Here is a 17,901-nt window from a genome sequence, read left to right as displayed (position 1 = left end):
CTTTACACCTCTTTGTCAAATACAGTTTACCGAATATTTGTTTGCATGGCTAGGTGCAAATTTTATACAATCGAATAAAAAAAGCAAGGCATGCGCCCTGCTTATTTCGCTTTTATTGTGAGAAGCTTTGTTTCGCCTTTGAGGGCAGCGTTTTCTCCTGCCGGCACAATTGATCCTACAGCCTCACCATTCATGATAACGATCGGGATGACCGTGCTGCTCGCTTTTTCTTTAATTAATTCCAAGTCACACGTAATCAACGGATCACCGACTTTCACTTTATCCCCTTCTTTCATGTGGGCAGTAAACCCTTCTCCGTTCATATTGACTGTTTCCAGCCCGACATGAATTAAAAGTTCAATTCCCGAGCGAGTTCGAATGCCCACGGCGTGTTTGGTGTGGAAAATCTGAATCACTTCACCTTCAACAGGTGAAACGATTTCACCGTTTGATGGTTCCACCGCTATTCCTTCCCCCATCATTTTCTGTGAAAAAACAGGGTCCGGCACATCAGTCAGGTCCATTACCGTACCATCTGCCGGAGAATAAATAACCTCTTCTGCCACTTTTTCCTGAGTTTTGCCCATTCCGAATAATTTTTTCAGCAATGTGTTTTCTCCCTTCTCATTCGCCTCAACCATTATCCCTTCAATCACCACTATTTAACCACACTTTCAATTTTGCTTCAATTTATAACAACATCTGGCACAGGCGCATAATCTGGTTAAAAAAGGCGGTGGCAAATTTGGAATTCAATCATGACAAAAAAAACGAACTGCAAAAGAAAGAAGAAATCATCGCGGAGGCAATGGACCATCTTTTTCAATCCTCAGCATTCGGCAACCTATTAAACGGATTTCAGAACTTGATCAACTCGAGTTTAAAAGATGTACAGACGACCATACATGTCAGAGAAAGAGATACCGGGCTGTATGTCGATATCACGATTCCGGAGACGTTTCGAGATGGCGAGATCATCGTTGATATTAAATCGAGGTATTTGCATGTAACTCTCCAAGAGAAACAAAAACAGCAAAATGAGGCCACTTTTACAAGCATGACCAGAACGGTTCAGCTGCCTTATGAAGTACACCAAGAAGATATGGAAACATCTTGGAACGAGCAGACAATGACGCTTTTCTTCCCAAAAAATAAGCATGAATGAGTGATTCATTCATGCTTCTATCATTTAAAAAAGCTGGTAAATCCCTTTATTAAAGATCCGACCTGATTCATTGCACTCATCACTTGACCTGTCGTATCCATCATTTTATTAAAATCAAACTGCCCGTTGGCTTTTTTGAACTGCGACATGATACTTTGAAATTGTGAGGGCTGCTGCTGGTTAGGCCTTGGGATTGGATAAGGGTTGGAGAATACTGGAGGCTGCGTAGGCATCGGCTGGAGCGGAGAATGCGGCTGATAAAAATCCGGCTGTCCATAATGCTGCTGCGGCCAGTATTGTCCATGTGCTGCCTGCTGATAATATCCTTGCATTTGCTGAGGATAATAATAGTCCATTTGCCGAGGATAGATTTGAGAACTCCTGTTCATTGCGATTCCCCCTAAACTCAACATGTTTCTCTTCTATATATGTATGAATGAAGTCTATTGGTTGTGTCACAGGTTCTGATTCGCGTTTGTCAAATTGTGTCGAAAGTTTAAATTTTTTAAAAACAGAAAAAAGTCGAATCATTATGGTACCATATTTTCAATACAGATGAGAGGGGATGCACCATAATGAACGTATCATACTTAAGCAAACGTTTTGCAGAAATGAAGAAATATGAAACAGACTGTATGAATAAACTGATGGACTTTGCCAAGTTCCTCTATATTCAAGGACATCTCAGCACAACTGAGTTTCGTAACAGTATGAAGGTTCTCGAAGCAAATGGAGCAGAAAGCCCGGCATATGAGTTGAATTAACGTCCGGCCCCCTACAACAAACTTAAAAGAAGACAGCCTTTACCGGCTGTCTTTTCTTGCAATTTCATCCTTTACTGCGTGCAATGTATAAAGGACTGACTCAGTGATGTCCTTGAATCGTTTTTTATGAATATGATGAACATATGATTGAAGGACCAATTCCAGGAAATTGTCCTTTACGGTCTCAATTTGCTCTCTATGCACATATTTCGGACGGCGGGCTTTTACCAATTCAAGCGCCCCTTGCGCCCAGCGAGCCGCCAGATCATCATTCTCTTCAACTGCAGGCTTTATCGTCTCAAAAAAATCATATGAAAGATTCTTGTCTTTTCCTTCCTGGTATCGATCAGCGCCATTTTCAGCAGTTTCAATCATTTGCTCGGTCATTTCCAGCAATGTTTGTGATTGCAACATCCTTCACCTCAATGACTATCGTACCAAATTTCGCCCGCAAATTCAGCCGATGCGGTATACCTTTTCAAATGCATACCTGTGTTCAGGTGATTGATGCAGCTCATTTATACAAATATGAAGGTCCATGATTTCTTCTTCCAGCACACTCAGGCGATCGTTTTCCTTTTCCCGCATCTCAGCCTCCCATGCGTTTAAGGAATGGTTCAGGCTTTGGTCGGCTCGGGTTAATTCATCTTCTATATCAGAAAGCATACGGAGAATATCTGTCTTGCTTACGTAACCGGACATTCGTGTACCTCCCTTTCCTCGTCTCTCCCGGTTAAGATTCTTTGCTCTTCAGTCTCTTTCCTTCCTCATGACAAAACTAGAAGCAAATCGCCAAACAAACAGGTTTTCCACGGAAAGCTGAAGTTTTCGACAAAAACAACCGCAAAAATTGTATGATCCTCCCCCTTAATGCAAACGATACTTGTGAGGAGGTGCCGTATGAAAACCAGACCGAAAAAAGCCGGCCAGCAAAAAAAGACTGAATCAAAAGCAATCGATTCTTTAGATAAAAAATTAGGCGGCCCGAACCGCCCTTCTACGTAAGAAGCAAGGAAATTCCTTGCTTCTTTATTTTTTCAGCCAATGCTCGACTGCAAAAAGCGCATGAAGCTGGCGTTTTTTATGCAGATACCAGTCTGTCAATTCAATCTGCTTCGGCAATTCCTCACGTCTAAAGAACGCTTTCTTGATCTTTCCATGAAACCAATCCGTTTTCTTTCCGTCTAATGAGTGGATGAACTCAGGGTAGCATGTCCTTAACATAGGAGATGTTCTTTTTGTGATCCCGATCATTTTTTCCATATCAAAACGGGAGCCTGTGTGCGGCACTGTGTGCAAAAAGTGATAAAAAGAGGAGAATAATTCGGGGCTGAACAGCAATTGAGACAGCTGCTTTCCCAGCCTTATCCTTTCCTCTGTCTTTGAAAAGCGTTTCACTGAAATGCCGTAAAGAAACCCGTCTGAAGAAGGAAAAATAACGGTGTTAAAATGAAACCAGTCACTTAAATAAAAAGGAATCGTGTCAAAAACGTTCTTTTTAAACGAAGGATTTTGTATAATAGGTGTTTGGATAGTGTTTTGTTCATTTACAATGAGGGCATACATCAGCCGCTCGGTGTTTCGCTCATGCCAAAAACGGGCCCATTCTTCCGTCATAAATTGCGAGACGCCAAACACATGGAGATGATGGAACAGCGGTTTCCCGATTTTTTTTGACCAGTGGTACAAAAGAAGCTGCGGATAGGCATCCGAAAAAATAAGCCAGTTCGCTCTTTCATAGGCTAAAAAGAACCACTTTTGCTGTCTCTCACGGAGTCCAAGCTGAAACAGACTGCCTTTTAAGTCAGTCATTGACCAGCCGGCATTGCGAGAAACAAAAGATGCTAAGAGCGACCATTTGATTTCCGGATGACAGTCATAAAATGCTTTATATGCGTTCGTTCTTGAAATGTTATCTGCGTTTTTTGCTTTTGTCTGCCGTTCAATCCGGCTAAGAAGCTTTCTGATGGCCTGTTGTTCTTGCACGTACATTCACTTCCGTCACGAATAGTTTAATAAGGAGGATGAGAAAGTGATTCGGTATCCTAACGGAAAAACGTTTCAGCCGAAACATTCGGTTTCATCCCAAAACAGTCAGAAAAGGGCCCCGTCCTACAGTAATCGCGGAATGACCCTCGAAGATGACTTAAACGAAACGAATAAGTATTATCTGACAAACCAAATTGCCGTTATACACAAAAAGCCGACACCTGTTCAAATTGTAAATGTCCATTATCCAAAAAGAAGCGCCGCGGTGATTAAAGAAGCTTACTTTAAACAATCATCGACAACAGATTATAACGGGATTTACAAAGGGCGGTATATTGATTTTGAGGCGAAAGAAACGAAAAACAAGACCTCTTTCCCCCTGCAGAATTTTCATGACCATCAAATCGAGCATATGAAGCAGGTAATGGCTCAAGACGGCATTTGTTTTGTTATTATATCCGCTTTCGACCAGGTTTATTTTTTGGAAGCCGATAAACTGTTGGATTTCTGGGACAGAAAAGAAAAAAACGGCAGAAAATCAATTCGAAAAGATGAATTAGAGGAAGCGGCTTATCCGATTTCTCTTGGATACGCACCTAGAATTGATTATATTAGTATTATTGAACAGCTTTATTTTTCGCCGTCATCTAGTGCGAAAGGTTGATTAACGAAAGGTTGAGATGTTATGTCAGATCAATTTAACAGCCGTGAAGCTCGACGAAAAGCGAACAGCAAATCGAGTCCTTCACCGAAAAAAGGCAAGAAACGAAAAAAAGGCGGATGGTTTAAAAAGACTCTTTTTACCTTACTCATTCTGTTTGTTTTAGGTGTAGTTGGCGGTGCCGTCACATTTGCTGTCATGGTTTCCGATGCGCCAAAACTTGACGAAAACAAATTAAAGACGCCTTATTCTTCGACAATATATGATAGAAATGGAGAAGAAATTGCTGAATACGGCTCCGAAAAGCGAACCTACGTCTCAATAGATGAAATTCCTGATACTGTAAAAGAAGCTTTTATTGCGACAGAGGACGCCCGTTTTTATGAACACCATGGGATTGACCCTGTCCGTATCGGAGGCGCCGTAGTCGCCAACTTTACAGACGGTTTCGGAGCTGAAGGCGGAAGTACGATCACCCAGCAGGTTGTCAAGAACTCCCTTCTTTCTCATCAGAAGACGCTGAAACGGAAGGTGCAGGAAGTGTGGCTTTCGATTCAGCTGGAGCGCAATTACTCTAAAGACGAAATTTTAGAAATGTATTTAAATCGGATTTATTTTTCTCCTAGAGCATATGGAATCGGAAAAGCGGCGGAGGAATTTTTCGGCGTCACAGATTTAAGCAAATTGACTGTGGAACAGGCGGCAACACTTGCGGGCATGCCGCAAAGCCCGACAGCGTACAATCCCGTTAAAAACCCGGATAAAGCGGAAAAAAGACGGAACATCGTACTCAGTCTGATGAAAAAGCAAGGATTTATTTCTGATTCTGAATTTAATAAAGCCAAAAATGTGGCGATGAAAGACGAAGGCGTTGTGTCACAAAAGGAATATGAAAAAAACAATTCAAACAAATACAGCGCGTTTGTTGAAGAAGTCATGAAAGAAATTGAAGAAAAATCTGATGTCAATCCAGGAACTGACGGATTAAAAATTTATACGACATTAGATACAAAAGCACAAGACAAACTAGATGAATTAATGGACGGAGACACCGTCGGATTTACTGAAGGCATGCAGGGCGGCGTTACCCTTCTCGATACAAAAAACGGAGAAGTCCGCGCGATTGGTGCTGGGCGCAATCAGCCTGTCGGAGGCTTTAACTATGCAACTCAAACTAAGGCACAGCCTGGTTCGACCATAAAGCCGATTTTAGACTACGGTCCAGTTATTGAAAACAAAAAATGGTCTACGTATGAACAAATTGATGACTCAGCTTACACTTATTCTAACGGAAAACCAATCCGTGATTGGGACCGTAAATATCTAGGGCCTATCTCTATGCGTTATGCACTTGCACAATCTAGAAATATACCAGCCTTAAAAGCATTCCAGGCAGCTGGTAAAGATACTGCTGTAGACTTTGCAAATGGACTTGGACTGGGATTAACAAAGGATAATGTACCAGAGGCCTACTCAATTGGCGGTTTTGGTGGAGACGATGGTGTTTCTCCTCTGACAATGGCAGGCGCATACAGTGCGTTTGGAAATAACGGAACATATAATGAACCGCATTTTGTAAAATCCATCGAATTCAACGATGGTACGAAGCTTGATTTAACACCGAAATCAAAGTCAGCAATGAGTGACTATACTGCGTTTATGATTACAGATATGCTGAAAACAGCTGTTAAGACAGGTACAGGACAGCTCGCTCAAGTACCTGGGATAGAAGTAGCCGGTAAAACCGGGACTACAAACTTTGATGAAAGTGAAGTCCAAAGGTACAATATCGCAAGCGGCGGTGCTCGAGATTCTTGGTTCGTCGGTTACACACCGCAATATACAGCAGCCGTCTGGACGGGTATGGAAGAAAACGATGCTGGAAAGAAATCACTTTCTGCTGAAGAGCAAAAAGTCGCAAAACGAATCTTCGCCCAGCTCATTGCCGATGTCGATGACGGAAGCGGATCGTTTGAGAAGCCTGACAGCGTAGTTGAAGCCACTGTAGAAAAAGGCTCTAATCCGGCAAAACTGGCAGGGCCGAATACGCCAAGCGATAAAAAGCTCACGGAGTACTTTGTCAAAGGCACTGCCCCTTCCACTGTTTCTAAAACGTATGAAAAAGAAGAAACAGATAAACCGACTGGCTTAAACGTGAAATATGATAAAGACAATCAATCTCTGACATTAAGCTGGAAATATGACGGTGATGCCACCTTCGAAGTGAAGCAGTCTGTCGATGGCGGCAGCTACTCAGAGATTCAGAACAGTTCTGCAAAAGAAGCCGTCATATCCGGTGTGCAGCCTGGGTCTGTGTATAAATTCCAAGTAACAGCCATCAGCGACGATGTCCGCAGCGATACAGCCGCCACTTCGTATGAAGTGCCGAAGGCTGAGGATGAAGAAGATAAAGACGACGAAGAGAAAACCGATGATGAAAAGCAAGATGAAGATAAATCTCAGGATGATACACAGACTGATGATTCGCAAACAGATGACAGTCAGACAGATCAAGATCAGACAGATGATTCAACGAACGATCAAGACAAAAAACAAGACAACACGAACACCAATCCGTCCGACAACAGCAATCAAGACCAAACCAACGATAACAGCAACAATAACAACAGCAACAATCAGGGTACGTCGGATGATGATTCGAACTCAGATACAAATGATTCATCAGGCTCTGATACAAATAAAAACAAAACAAATACATCTGACAAAACACAAACGAATTCATCATCAACTGAAAAAGCAAATTAAACAAAAAGCCGTCACTCTATTGGGTGATGGCTTTTTCTTCATCATAAAAAACCTCCCCTTTTAAGGGGAGGTTTTAGCGATTCATCGCATGGTATTTATAAAAATGCTTTTTCATTTCAGCAAATAGCTCATCAAGCTGAATAAAGCAATGGTATTGAGTCGGCTTTAGAAGAATAAATTCTACTCGTTCAGGCCAATTGATTGGCTTCACGGGAAATGATTTTTCCGTTAGTTCTGGCCAATCGAGCGATTTTACCCGCTCACCCGCTGTCCAGTGGAACGAAGCGAGCAAACATACAATGCCCTTCAGCATGTCATTTTGGTCACATCTCGATTTTCGTGTTTGAAAGACTGGGAGAAGTGATTCTTTAATGTCTTCCCACACTTCAAATAAAAGCGGAACGTACTTGCCGCTGTCTTCCCATGGCAAAACACCTTGAGATTCCAAACAGAGGTCAACATACACAGGGTTGATTCTCAAGGCTTCTGATATATCCAGGGAGTTCATCTGGCCAAGACTGCTTAAGTACTGCTCATAGGAAGCCAACACGTCTTTCGCTTGCGTCATCGTTTCACCAGTCCTTTTTTATCTCTCTTCTGCCCTTCTCTGCACAAAGACAGCAGCGGACATTCCGCACAGCGCGGAGACTGGGCCTTACAGTGATATCTGCCGAAGAAAATAAGCCGGTGATGGGTAACAGACCAGTCTTCTTTTGGCACCTTGCGCATCAGCGTCTTTTCCACTTCCAGCACCGAGTCTTTCCACCGGCAGATTCCCAAACGTTTGCTGACTCTCTCCACATGGGTGTCTACAGCAATGGCCGGCACGCCAAAGGCAACAGATACTACGACGTTGGCGGTCTTTCTTCCGACACCAGGCAGTTTGACAAGCTCATCGCGGTCTTTCGGCACTTCTCCGCCGTAATCTTCAATAATCATTTTACTCAATTTTTGGATGTTATTTGCCTTATTACGATACAAACCGATTGATTTAATATCCTGCTGAAGTTCTTCCAGCGAAACAGCCAGATAGTCTTCCGGCTGTTTATATTTTTGAAATAATGTTTTGGTCACCCTGTTTACAAGTGCATCTGTACATTGCGCAGATAAAGCGACTGCCACCACTAATTCAAAAGGATTGGAATGAACCAGTTCACACTCTGCGTGGGGAAACATGTCGCCTATCTTGTCCAAACAGAATTCAATTTGTTTTAGATTTAACACGATTGTCACCTTTTCACTTTATTGTTCAAGCCAATTGTAAAAAGGAACTTGCCTTTTATACTCTTTTTGCGGTTCAGTCTGCTTGGTTTGTACCCGCCGGAATTTCTGGCTGTGGATTTTTGCCTGCTCCACAGTTTTCAGCCCGTTTTTCTTCCACTCAAACAAAATCCGGTCAATGTAGCGGAAACTGAGTTTCCCTGACAGTACCGCCTCTTTTAAGGCGTGTTTGATCAGCTGTGCGTCATGCTGATCTTGATCCTGCCAAATGGCCAGTGTTTCACACTCCAAAGGTGATAACGGCCTTGCGAACTCTTCCTCAAAAATGGTATAAAGGCTTTTTTGTTCCCCTTCTGCTTTTCTTTCCTGCGTTTGATTCTGTGCAAGCTGTATATACTCGTACAGATTGCCCCATAAAGGCTGAAGAGAATATTTCTCAAATTTGATACCGTTTTGGTCCTCACATTCTTCAATAAACAGAAAACCTTTTTGAATAAACATCCTCAATCTGTTTGTGCATTCTTCAACAGAAATTGACATCCCTTCTTGCAGCTGATTCGGTGTAGGAAAATAAGATCCTTTTTCTAAATGCATTTTAATTTTTAAGAGCAGAATAAGTTCTGTTTCGTTAAGCCCGAGCTGTTTATAATGCGTAAGCAGAAGATTAGGGATTGTTGACGTTCCCTGTTCATGCATATCAATAAATTGCTGTTTTTTCATCGTCACACCTCTTACTGTAAAGGATCATGTTTTCCCCTTTACTGTAAAAAGTCTCCCTTGCAGGAGACTCTTTTTCTTGTTTCATTTGAATGTATTATGGATATAGACGGTTTAACAGTCTTGGGAACGGAATGGTTTCACGAACGTGAGGCGCTCCGCTGATCCAAGCTACTGTCCGCTCTAATCCAAGGCCGAAGCCTGAATGAGGAACTGATCCATATTTTCTAAGTTCAGCATACCATTTATATGCGTCAGAATCCAGTCCATGTTCTTTAAGACGCGCTTCCAAAAGCTCCATATCGTGAATCCGTTCAGATCCGCCGATGATTTCTCCATATCCTTCCGGCGCAATCAGGTCAGCGCAGAGCACGACATCCTCGCGGTCAGAAGCCGGCTGCATATAGAATGGTTTTAAGGACGTCGGGTAGCGAGTGATGAAAACCGGTTTGTCATAGTGTTCCGCAATCGCTGTTTCATGAGGCGCCCCGAAGTCGTCTCCCCACTCGATATCGTCAAAGCCTTTTTCTTTCAGAAAATCAAGCGCTTCATCATACGTGATTCTTGGGAACGGAGCTTTGATTTGCTCAAGTTTTGATGTGTCTCTTCCTAATGTGTTTAATTCAATTTTGCAATTCTTAAGTACGGATTGCACAATGAAAGAAACGTAATTTTCCTGCACTTGAAGGTTTTCTTCAAATTGTACAAACGCCATTTCCGGTTCGATCATCCAGAATTCGATCAAGTGGCGTTTTGTTTTAGATTTTTCCGCTCTGAATGTCGGCCCGAAGGAAAATACTTTTCCTAAAGCCATTGCCGCAGCTTCCATGTAGAGCTGGCCGCTTTGAGACAGGTAAGCATCTTCCTCAAAGTACTTTGTCGCAAAGAGCTCTGTTGTTCCTTCAGGCGCGCTTCCAGTCAGAATGGGCGGATCCACTTTTACGAAGCCTTCGTTATTAAAAAATTCATAAGTCGCGCGAATGATTTCATTACGAATTTTCATGGTGGCATGCTGGCGTTTTGAACGAAGCCATAAATGTCTGTGATCCATCAAGAATTCTGTGCCGTGTTCTTTTGGCGTAATTGGATAATCAGTCGCTTCGTGAATGACTTCAATACCTGTCACAGCTAGCTCATAACCTAGCGGAGAACGCTCGTCCTCTTTGACAATCCCTTTTATATAGAGTGACGTTTCCTGCGTCACTGATTTAGCTGTTTGGAAAATGCTTTCTTCCACTTCCGCTTTGACTACGACACCTTGAATAAAGCCGGTGCCGTCCCGCAGCTGCAAAAACGCGATTTTCCCGCTTGAACGCTTATTAGCGACCCAAGCTCCGATCGTTACTTCCTCACCTACGTGTTTGTACACTTGGTTGATTGTTGTTTTCAACATATTTCCCTCCAAAACAAGAAAGACATTCGGAAGCCCATTGCCCCGCGAACTCTTTTATCATCACTTTATTATACCCGCTCTTAACTAGCCGGGTCAATGCAGATAAAAAGCGGCTTTTCTGTCAGCCGCTTTTTGATCTGTTAGCTATGTTTTTCTACAAAACGTTTGATTCTCTCAACCGCTTTTTCAAGAAGTTCTAACGATGTTGCGTAAGAAAGGCGTACATTATCAGGAGAGCCAAATCCGGAGCCAGGAACAATCGCAACTTTTTCCTCCTCAAGAAGCGCTTTAACAAATTCGTCTACATCTTTGAAACCGCAAGTTTGAGCTGCTTCTTTTGCATTCGGGAACAAGTAAAAAGCACCTTCCGGCTTCACACAGCTAAACCCGGGGATCTCTAAAAGCTTTGCGTAGATCGTGTTTAATCTATGTTCAAACGCTTCTCTCATTTCTTCCAGCGGCTCAGAAGGCCCGTTATAAGCAGCAATCGCTCCGTACTGTGCGATTGATGTCGGATTTGACGTGCTGTGGCTTGCAAGGTTAGTCATTGCTTTAATAATGTCTTCGGCCCCCGCCGCATAACCGATTCTCCAGCCCGTCATGCTGTGTGACTTCGACACGCCATTAATAATAACCGTTTGCTCTTTCAGGCTGTCAGACAGCTGTGCAATGGAAACGTGTTTCTTTCCGCTGTATGTAAGTTTTTCATAAATTTCGTCAGACACAATCAGGATGTCATGTTCAAGGCACACTTCACCGAGCGCCGCCAGTTCGTCTTCCGTATACATAACACCAGTCGGGTTGCTTGGAGAATTAATGACGATCGCTTTTGTTTTTTCCGTGATCGCATATTTCAGCTGTTCAGGAGAAATTTTGAAATGATTTTCCTCAAGCCCTTCTACATAAACAGGCTTTCCGCCAGCGAGTTTCACCTGCTCCGGATAGCTCACCCAGTAAGGTGTTGGAATAATAACTTCATCTCCTTCATCCAAAATCACTTGGAAAAGGGTGTACAGAGCATGTTTGGCACCTGTGCAGACAATCATTTGAGACGGTTTGTAATCAATATTCTGGTCACGTTTAAATTTCTCTGCAATGCTGTTTTTGAGTTCAGCCAGACCACCTGAAGGCGTGTACTTCGTATGGCCTTCGTTCATAGAACGTACAGCGGCATCAATGATGTGCTGCGGTGTATTAAAGTCAGGTTCGCCTGCCCCTAGGCCGATGACATCATGGCCTGCCGCTTTCAGTTCTTTCGCTTTTGCTGTGATTGCCAGTGTGGTAGACGGTGTTAATGCGGATACTCTTTTTGCCAGTTTCAACTTGAACTCCCCCTAATTCGTCTTAAGGCGTCATATTTTTGAGAATCTTTCCAGTTGTAAAGTCCACATAACTTAAACTGTATTGACCTTCTTTGTCTAAGTACGTTACTTCCCAAAGCAGGACATTTCCCTCTCTTGCCAGATGAACCTCTTTTTGCTTTGAAACCAGTCCTTCATCCTGTATGATTTTCGCCGCTTTGTCTTCGGAGATTCCCTCTTTTGCTTCTTTTGAGAGAATTTTTGCTTTTTTATCGGCCGGAACCCAGACATATAATTTGCTTCCTATTTTGTCCGTTCCCTTTACAACATAATATTTTTCTTTTCCGACAAATGTTTCGACTTGATCAACGTTGGCGAGATCGGTTTCTTTTTTAGCTTCAGCAGCTGCTGCTTCGTGCCCCTCTTCCTTTTGTGCCATGGCTGATTTATAAATGCTTGCCGAGACAAGAAGTACTGCTAAAAAAATAATACCAAAAATGGCGGTAAATATTAATGCTTTTTTTCTCATCTTCTCACCTACGTACGATAAATGGTAAAAACGGCTTGGTTTTTGTTTTCTTCATCCAGCGCAAGACCGAACATCAGATTATCTCTTTTCAGTGTCCGATTCAGTGTGTCTACAATTTTATAAAGGTCATCAGAATGCTCTACATTAATTGTTGAAAGAATCTCGATTTTGCTTTCCATTTTTTCATCCTCCAGTTTGAACAAATATTGTTAGTCATACTCCGTTTTAGGACATGCCATACTAGTATCACAGAGCGGCAAAACCGCTTTTAAATAAAACACCATCCTATTCCCACACCGCAAAAGCCGCTTTATGCGGCTTTTATTCTTTTTCCCATGCAACGTAAGCCTCAAGCTCGCTGTCAGTCATTTCGGATACGTAAGTTGTCGGCAGGGCATCAAGAAACAACCGGCCATAACCTGCCGTTTTAATCCGTCTGTCCAATATGACAATCGTCCCTTTGTCTCCCGCTGTCCGCAGCAAACGGCCGATTCCTTGCCTGAAGGTCAGCACAGCTTCCGGAAGTGATACTGTTTGAAACGGATTCCGCCCTTGTTTTCGGGCAAGCTCACATTTCGCAGCATGAAGCGGATGATCAGGGGACCGGAATGGAAGCCTTGCGATCATTACCGTTGTCAGCTCATCACCAGGAAAATCAACGCCTTCCCAAAAGTGATTTGTACCAAGCAAGATCGCCTGATTGGATGTTTTAAAAGTTTTCATCAGTTTGCCTGGACTTCCGCCTGAAATTCCTTGCGCCAAGAGCTGAATGCCGGAAGCACTCATCGCTTGCTTCAGCTCCTGATGAACCTTTTTCAGCATATCATGAGACGTGAACAGCACAAGGATTTTGGGCTGTTTTTCCTTTGCCATCAGTTCAATATAACGGGCCGTATCCTGTATAAATTCAGTTTGCCCTGTATCTTGAATTGATTTCATTTCTTTTGGAATCATCACCCGCATGCGCTCATCGTAATAAAAAGGCGACTCAATTCTCATTGTTCGCGGGAAAAAGTCATCCAGTCCCAGACGTTCAATCATAAATTGAAATGAATCTTCGACAGTAAGGGTTGCAGATGTCAGCACCACACTGTTTTTGCGCGCGAAAAACTGATCAGCCAGGAGTTCACCAGGTTCAAGCGGCTGTGCGTAAATGGCCACTGCGTTTTTTGCTCCCTTTGCGTCTATTTCAACCCAAACCGCTTCATCGTCATCAGACTCGAAGAACAGCTTCTGCAACGTTAGACAGTAATGCTGCAAGCCTTTCATGACTCTTTGATATTCATCGGCTAAATAAGCGGTTTTGCTCTTCATACTCGTCAGATGTTTTTCCATCAGAGCCGACTGTGCCTCAAAAAGCTGCTGCAAATGTGTCAGCATGGAACAAAGCCTCTCTGCTCCATCCGTTAAAATAGGCCAGCTTTTATCTTGGCTTTCTTTGTTCACCTTATAGACTAGACGGTTTAAGTCTTCTTTAGGTTTTCTTCGTTTGACAAAAGAATGCACAGAGCTGAAGAAAGCATCACTTTCTGCTTGGATGTGCTGAATCCACTCTTCCAATTCGAAAAAAGAATCAACGGGCAGGCTGTTTCGCTGAAATAGCTGTCTCATCTTTTTTAGAAGCCCCTGTTCCTTCAGAGTGCCGATTCTGTTCAATTTAGAATGCAATTCTATATACGTGGCTCTTTTTCCTAAATGTTCGCTCGCCGCACGTTCAAAATGATGGGCTTCATCGATAATAAATGTGCCGCTTTCAGGGAGTCTTTTTTTCTGGCTACCTTCATCGGTCAGCAAAAGGGAATGGTTGGTAATCACCAAATCGGAACGCATGGCAATCTCCTTGGCACGCTCATAAAACCCGGTCACACTTTCATGTCGACTTCTTTTATAGGAGCCCTCGTCATAAGCCAATCTGTCCCACAGCAATTTTCCGCCTGAAGGCAGATTCAGTTCAGCTACATCTCCTGTGTTTGTCTCAGTCAGCCAAACGAGGAGCTGTGCCTTTGTCAATACGGCATCATAATTATCATCTTCTTCATGAAGCACCTGCTCGAATTTATACAGGCATAAATAATGCGATTGTCCTTTTAAAACCGCCGCTGTTACCGGAAATGGAAACAGATCTTGGACAATCGGCAAATCCTTTGTCAAAATCTGCTGCTGTAAAAGCGTTGAATACGTGCTGATAATGACCGGTTTTTTTGATTTCTTGGCAAAAAGCGCAGCCGGAATGAGGTAGCCAATCGTTTTTCCGATTCCCGGAGGAGCTTCAATCAGCGCATGCTCACGATTCGCAAACGCTTCAGCCACCTCTTTGATCATCATCATTTGGCCGTCTCTTTTTTCATAACCGGGCATTAACGCAGACAGCGCTTTTTCATTGCCCGCTTCCCAATTTTCCATCTCAAATGAGAAGTTTCCGTCTTCATTGACACGTTCATCGATCGTTGCAGGTTCTCTGACAGAAAAGGAAGAAAAGCGCGCATAGCCGGGTATTTCGGTATGTTTGTTTTCATAAATGAACATATCCAACAAATGCGTCAGATCACTGATAAAATGCTGCGAAAGTCTTCTTAACTGTTTTAATGTCGGATCAGGAAGCTGCCGCAGCTTTTCAAGGATTTCCAAAAAAATAAGCCCTGTCACTTCAGCGTCGCTGTCAGCCCGGTGCGGCTGATCATGCCGCAGTTGAAGCTCCTCGCTTAATTCGGTCAGCTTATACCCTTCAAACCCCGGAAAAACAATACGGGAGAGTTCGACAGTATCCAGCACTTCACAATCTGGGAGCTGAAAGCCCGCCTTATGTAACTCATACTTGACAAATCCAAGGTCAAAATGGATATTGTGGGCGACAAAATAAGCGCCGTCAAGCAAATGAAACACTTCCTCAGCGACAGCCTCAAACGGCTGTTCATGCTCTACCATTTGATTGGAGATTCCTGTAAGCTGCTCAATGAAAGCAGGAATGGATTTATTTGGATTAATGTATTTTGAAAACCGCTCAGTAATTTGTCCATTTTCAATTACAACCGCTGCGATTTGTATGATTTTATCGCCTTTCTTCGGCGAATTCCCTGTTGTTTCTACATCTATAACAACGAACCGTTGCTTATTCATTAAAATGGACACCTCAATTCTTGCATACGACAAAAGTGTAACACGTTTTGTACGGAAATGGAGCGGCAAAACCGTTTTACTCTCAAAATCTTAAAAGAAAACCCCCGATAAAGGGGGCTTTTCTTCTACAACATTGTACGGGCTGGTTCGTTCCCCAGCATTTGTTCAATTTTGTTTTGATCATTCAGAACAGCCACTTTTGGCTCGTGGCTTGCCGCATCTTGATCAGACATCATTTTGTAGGAAATGATAATAACCTTATCTCCTACCTGCACAAGGCGTGCGGCTGCACCGTTTAAGCAGATGACGCCGCTTCCGCGTTCACCAGGAATAATATACGTTTCCAGACGCGCTCCATTATTATTATTCACAATTTGCACTTTTTCATTAGGAAGCATTCCCACTGCATCAATAAGATCTTCATCAATTGTAATGCTTCCCACATAGTTCAGATTTGCTTCCGTAACGGTTGCCCTGTGAAGCTTGCCGCTCATCATCGTGCGATACATATTATATTCTCTCCATTTCTCGAATATCAATAATGATATTATCTATTAAACGCGCTTTTGAAAAAGCAACTGCAACAGCCAGAATGACCTTTCCTTCCATTTTGTCCGCAGGCTCGAGTTTCGGATAGGAATAAAGCTCCACATAGTCAATGGTGCCGCTTGTCGTTTCAATGATTTCTTTCGCCGCTTTTATCACCGCTTCAGGGTCTCTTTCGCCGGCTCTGATCAGCTCCGCACTTGTTTGAAGGGCCCGATACAGCTTAGGCGCTTCTTTTCTTTCCTCAGCAGTTAAGTATACATTGCGGGAGCTTTTGGCTAAGCCGTCTTCCTCTCTGACTGTATCGACAGCAACCAGTTCAATATCCATGAAGAAATCGCTGATTAAGCCATCAACAACCGCCACCTGCTGTGCATCCTTTAAACCGAAATAGGCACGGGTCGGCTGCACAAGATTGAACAGCTTCGTCAGTACAATTGCAACACCGTCAAAATGTCCTTCTCTTGAGCGTCCGCATAAAACATCCGTGCGTCTTTCGACGCGAATCGTGACATTCTTTTCGCCAGGATACATATCATGGGCACTAGGCGTAAAAAGAATATCGACGCCTGCGTTATCTGCAAGGCCCGCATCCCGCTCAATATCGCGCGGATATGCCTCAAAATCTTCATTAGGACCGAATTGCGCAGGATTCACAAAAATACTCATAACGACGGCGTCATTTTCTTGTCTTGCTTTGTCTGCCAAGGTTAAATGCCCCTCATGCAGAAAGCCCATCGTCGGAACAAATCCGATTGACTTCCCCTCTGACTGGTATTGTCTTATGGCTTCTTTCAGCTGTGAAATATCTGTAATCTGTCTCATCTTATTTTCCTCCGTACAAGCCGTCCAGCACTGTCTGATTCATTTGAAAGGAATGTTTTTGTTCAGGGAAAGCACGATGTCTTACATCCTGGACATATCCGCTGATTGCTGTTTCGATTGTTTCGTCAATTCGCGTATATTGCTTTACAAATTTAGGTGTTCTCTCTACACCGTGGCCGATAATATCATGATAAACGAGAACTTGTCCGTCCGCTTTCACACCGGCACCGATTCCGATGACAGGTATGCTTAGCATCTCGGCAATTTTGGCTGTGAGTTCTGCAGGCACACATTCCAGCACAAGCATCATAGCTCCTGCTTCTTCGCATTTTATACTGTCTTCTATTAATTTTTTGGCGCTTTGTTCGTCTTTGCCCTGTACTTTATATCCACCCAATACACCGACTGACTGCGGTGTCAGGCCTAAGTGACTGACTACCGGAATGCCCCCAAGCGTCAATGCGCGAATGGATTCAAACACGCCTTCTCCGCCTTCAAGCTTCAGTGCGTCGGCTCCGCTTTCCTGAACGATAGCCGCTGCATTTTTCAGCGTATCTTCCTTGGACAGGTGATAAGACATAAACGGCATATCCGTTACGATAAATGTATTTGGCGCGCCCCTTTTAACGGCTTTTGTATGATGGATCATGTCCGCAACTGTCACGCCGACAGTTGAATCAAGTCCGAGGACGACCATTCCGAGTGAATCACCGACTAAAATCATGTCAACTCCCGCTTGTTCAGCAAGCTTAGCTGCCGGATAATCATAAGCGGTCAGCATCACAATCGGTTCTTCAGTCTGCTTCATTTTTAGAAAATCGAGTTTTGTTTTCATGTTTTCTCCTCCTCATGTTTAGAGGAGATGAGCTGCCGTTTTCTTATACAAGCCAAAAAACCTTCCGTTACA

Annotated in this window: 21 protein-coding genes; 5 read left to right on the top strand and 16 right to left on the bottom strand. The window is 43.3% G+C overall.

The window, feature by feature from the left end; all coding sequences use genetic code 11:
* Positions 1–101: 101 nt before the first annotated feature.
* On the bottom strand, positions 102–608 hold the full coding sequence (locus JMN17_RS03720; RefSeq protein ID WP_087990802.1) for a PTS sugar transporter subunit IIA: 507 nt from the start codon (positions 606–608) through the stop codon (positions 102–104).
* 137 nt (positions 609–745) lie between these two features.
* Between JMN17_RS03720 and JMN17_RS03715 the strand changes: the two genes are divergently transcribed.
* Positions 746–1,165, top strand: a complete 420-nt coding sequence (locus JMN17_RS03715) for an Hsp20/alpha crystallin family protein (RefSeq protein ID WP_087990500.1) — start codon at positions 746–748, stop codon at positions 1,163–1,165.
* Positions 1,166–1,185: 20 nt separating this feature from the next.
* Here JMN17_RS03715 and JMN17_RS03710 read toward each other — a convergent pair whose 3' ends face one another.
* Complete coding sequence (locus tag JMN17_RS03710) at positions 1,186–1,554, bottom strand: YppG family protein (RefSeq protein WP_087990501.1); 369 nt, start codon at positions 1,552–1,554, stop codon at positions 1,186–1,188.
* Positions 1,555–1,740: 186 nt separating this feature from the next.
* Here JMN17_RS03710 and JMN17_RS03705 point away from each other — a divergent pair, with 186 nt between their 5' ends.
* Positions 1,741–1,929, top strand: coding sequence for a YppF family protein (locus tag JMN17_RS03705; protein WP_003225611.1), 189 nt, complete (start codon positions 1,741–1,743; stop codon positions 1,927–1,929).
* Between the two features lie 39 nt (positions 1,930–1,968).
* On the opposite strand, the gene JMN17_RS03700 is transcribed toward JMN17_RS03705, so the two are convergent.
* The gene (locus JMN17_RS03700) at positions 1,969–2,340 is read right to left on the bottom strand and encodes a YppE family protein (protein WP_087990803.1); all 372 of its coding nucleotides are present in this window, start codon (positions 2,338–2,340) and stop codon (positions 1,969–1,971) included.
* Between the two features lie 45 nt (positions 2,341–2,385).
* Positions 2,386–2,631: a DUF5446 family protein gene (locus JMN17_RS03695; RefSeq protein ID WP_087990502.1), complete on the bottom strand. Its 246-nt coding sequence runs from the start codon at positions 2,629–2,631 to the stop codon at positions 2,386–2,388.
* A 198-nt stretch (positions 2,632–2,829) separates the two neighbouring features.
* Here JMN17_RS03695 and sspM point away from each other — a divergent pair, with 198 nt between their 5' ends.
* A complete protein-coding gene (sspM, locus tag JMN17_RS03690) occupies positions 2,830–2,934 on the top strand; it encodes an acid-soluble spore protein SspM (RefSeq protein ID WP_003225606.1) in 105 nt (34 codons plus the stop codon).
* A 24-nt stretch (positions 2,935–2,958) separates the two neighbouring features.
* On the opposite strand, the gene JMN17_RS03685 is transcribed toward sspM, so the two are convergent.
* A complete protein-coding gene (locus JMN17_RS03685; protein WP_087990503.1) occupies positions 2,959–3,921 on the bottom strand; it encodes a DUF2515 domain-containing protein in 963 nt (320 codons plus the stop codon).
* A gap of 40 nt (positions 3,922–3,961) precedes the next feature.
* Here JMN17_RS03685 and recU point away from each other — a divergent pair, with 40 nt between their 5' ends.
* Entirely contained in the window at positions 3,962–4,582 is a 621-nt protein-coding gene (recU, locus tag JMN17_RS03680; RefSeq protein WP_087990504.1) for a Holliday junction resolvase RecU, read from the top strand.
* Positions 4,583–4,603: 21 nt separating this feature from the next.
* Positions 4,604–7,345: a PBP1A family penicillin-binding protein gene (locus JMN17_RS03675; RefSeq protein ID WP_202327425.1), complete on the top strand. Its 2,742-nt coding sequence runs from the start codon at positions 4,604–4,606 to the stop codon at positions 7,343–7,345.
* A gap of 73 nt (positions 7,346–7,418) precedes the next feature.
* Here JMN17_RS03675 and JMN17_RS03670 read toward each other — a convergent pair whose 3' ends face one another.
* The 11 genes from JMN17_RS03670 to panB all read right to left on the bottom strand — a co-directional run bounded on the left by JMN17_RS03670 (position 7,419) and on the right by panB (position 17,829).
* Positions 7,419–7,913 carry a YpoC family protein gene (locus JMN17_RS03670; protein ID WP_087990506.1) on the bottom strand — a complete coding sequence of 165 codons (495 nt, stop codon included), beginning with the start codon at positions 7,911–7,913 and terminating at the stop codon, positions 7,419–7,421.
* Positions 7,910–8,569: an endonuclease III gene (gene nth / locus JMN17_RS03665; RefSeq protein WP_087990507.1), complete on the bottom strand. Its 660-nt coding sequence runs from the start codon at positions 8,567–8,569 to the stop codon at positions 7,910–7,912. The genes JMN17_RS03670 and nth overlap by 4 nt, the downstream gene beginning before the upstream one ends.
* 18 nt (positions 8,570–8,587) lie before the next feature.
* Positions 8,588–9,286 (bottom strand): DNA replication protein DnaD, encoded by a 699-nt coding sequence (gene dnaD, locus JMN17_RS03660; protein WP_087990508.1) that lies wholly within the window; start codon positions 9,284–9,286, stop codon positions 8,588–8,590.
* Between the two features lie 94 nt (positions 9,287–9,380).
* Positions 9,381–10,673, bottom strand: a complete 1,293-nt coding sequence (asnS, locus tag JMN17_RS03655) for an asparagine--tRNA ligase (RefSeq protein ID WP_148961503.1) — start codon at positions 10,671–10,673, stop codon at positions 9,381–9,383.
* Between the two features lie 143 nt (positions 10,674–10,816).
* Complete coding sequence (aspB, locus tag JMN17_RS03650; RefSeq protein WP_202327423.1) at positions 10,817–11,998, bottom strand: aspartate transaminase AspB; 1,182 nt, start codon at positions 11,996–11,998, stop codon at positions 10,817–10,819.
* A 22-nt stretch (positions 11,999–12,020) separates the two neighbouring features.
* Positions 12,021–12,506 (bottom strand): cell wall elongation/penicillin-binding protein regulator TseB, encoded by a 486-nt coding sequence (tseB, locus tag JMN17_RS03645; RefSeq protein WP_202327421.1) that lies wholly within the window; start codon positions 12,504–12,506, stop codon positions 12,021–12,023.
* Positions 12,507–12,514: 8 nt separating this feature from the next.
* Positions 12,515–12,685 (bottom strand): YpmA family protein, encoded by a 171-nt coding sequence (locus tag JMN17_RS03640; RefSeq protein ID WP_003225588.1) that lies wholly within the window; start codon positions 12,683–12,685, stop codon positions 12,515–12,517.
* 142 nt (positions 12,686–12,827) lie between these two features.
* Positions 12,828–15,623, bottom strand: coding sequence for an ATP-dependent DNA helicase DinG (gene dinG / locus JMN17_RS03635; RefSeq protein ID WP_202327419.1), 2,796 nt, complete (start codon positions 15,621–15,623; stop codon positions 12,828–12,830).
* A gap of 125 nt (positions 15,624–15,748) precedes the next feature.
* The gene (gene panD, locus JMN17_RS03630) at positions 15,749–16,132 is read right to left on the bottom strand and encodes an aspartate 1-decarboxylase (protein ID WP_087990512.1); all 384 of its coding nucleotides are present in this window, start codon (positions 16,130–16,132) and stop codon (positions 15,749–15,751) included.
* Between the two features lies 1 nt (position 16,133).
* Complete coding sequence (gene panC / locus JMN17_RS03625; protein WP_087990513.1) at positions 16,134–16,994, bottom strand: pantoate--beta-alanine ligase; 861 nt, start codon at positions 16,992–16,994, stop codon at positions 16,134–16,136.
* Between the two features lies 1 nt (position 16,995).
* Positions 16,996–17,829 (bottom strand): 3-methyl-2-oxobutanoate hydroxymethyltransferase, encoded by an 834-nt coding sequence (gene panB / locus JMN17_RS03620; RefSeq protein ID WP_087990514.1) that lies wholly within the window; start codon positions 17,827–17,829, stop codon positions 16,996–16,998.
* Positions 17,830–17,901 lie beyond the last annotated feature (72 nt).

This window comes from Bacillus sp. RHFS10, from assembly GCF_016757475.1.
In the GTDB taxonomy this organism is placed as follows: Bacteria; Bacillota; Bacilli; order Bacillales; family Bacillaceae; genus Bacillus; species Bacillus subtilis_G.
Note: the sequence above shows the minus strand (reverse complement) of the source record. Positions and strands in the feature narration are given on the sequence as shown.

Excerpts from the sequence above, each read along its gene's own strand:
- JMN17_RS03710 (WP_087990501.1), bottom strand. The coding sequence starts at position 1,554 with ATGAACAGGAGTTCTCAAATCTATCCTCGGCAAATGGACTATTATTAT.
- JMN17_RS03705 (WP_003225611.1), top strand. The coding sequence starts at position 1,741 with ATGAACGTATCATACTTAAGCAAACGTTTTGCAGAAATGAAGAAATAT.
- JMN17_RS03695 (WP_087990502.1), bottom strand. The coding sequence starts at position 2,631 with ATGTCCGGTTACGTAAGCAAGACAGATATTCTCCGTATGCTTTCTGAT.
- sspM (WP_003225606.1), top strand. The coding sequence starts at position 2,830 with ATGAAAACCAGACCGAAAAAAGCCGGCCAGCAAAAAAAGACTGAATCA.
- JMN17_RS03685 (WP_087990503.1), bottom strand. The coding sequence starts at position 3,921 with ATGTACGTGCAAGAACAACAGGCCATCAGAAAGCTTCTTAGCCGGATT.
- JMN17_RS03675 (WP_202327425.1), top strand. The coding sequence starts at position 4,604 with ATGTCAGATCAATTTAACAGCCGTGAAGCTCGACGAAAAGCGAACAGC.
- JMN17_RS03670 (WP_087990506.1), bottom strand. The coding sequence starts at position 7,913 with ATGACGCAAGCGAAAGACGTGTTGGCTTCCTATGAGCAGTACTTAAGC.
- dnaD (WP_087990508.1), bottom strand. The coding sequence starts at position 9,286 with ATGAAAAAACAGCAATTTATTGATATGCATGAACAGGGAACGTCAACA.
- tseB (WP_202327421.1), bottom strand. The coding sequence starts at position 12,506 with ATGAGAAAAAAAGCATTAATATTTACCGCCATTTTTGGTATTATTTTT.
- JMN17_RS03640 (WP_003225588.1), bottom strand. The coding sequence starts at position 12,685 with ATGGAAAGCAAAATCGAGATTCTTTCAACAATTAATGTAGAGCATTCT.
- dinG (WP_202327419.1), bottom strand. The coding sequence starts at position 15,623 with ATGAATAAGCAACGGTTCGTTGTTATAGATGTAGAAACAACAGGGAAT.
- panD (WP_087990512.1), bottom strand. The coding sequence starts at position 16,132 with ATGTATCGCACGATGATGAGCGGCAAGCTTCACAGGGCAACCGTTACG.
- panC (WP_087990513.1), bottom strand. The coding sequence starts at position 16,994 with ATGAGACAGATTACAGATATTTCACAGCTGAAAGAAGCCATAAGACAA.
- panB (WP_087990514.1), bottom strand. The coding sequence starts at position 17,829 with ATGAAAACAAAACTCGATTTTCTAAAAATGAAGCAGACTGAAGAACCG.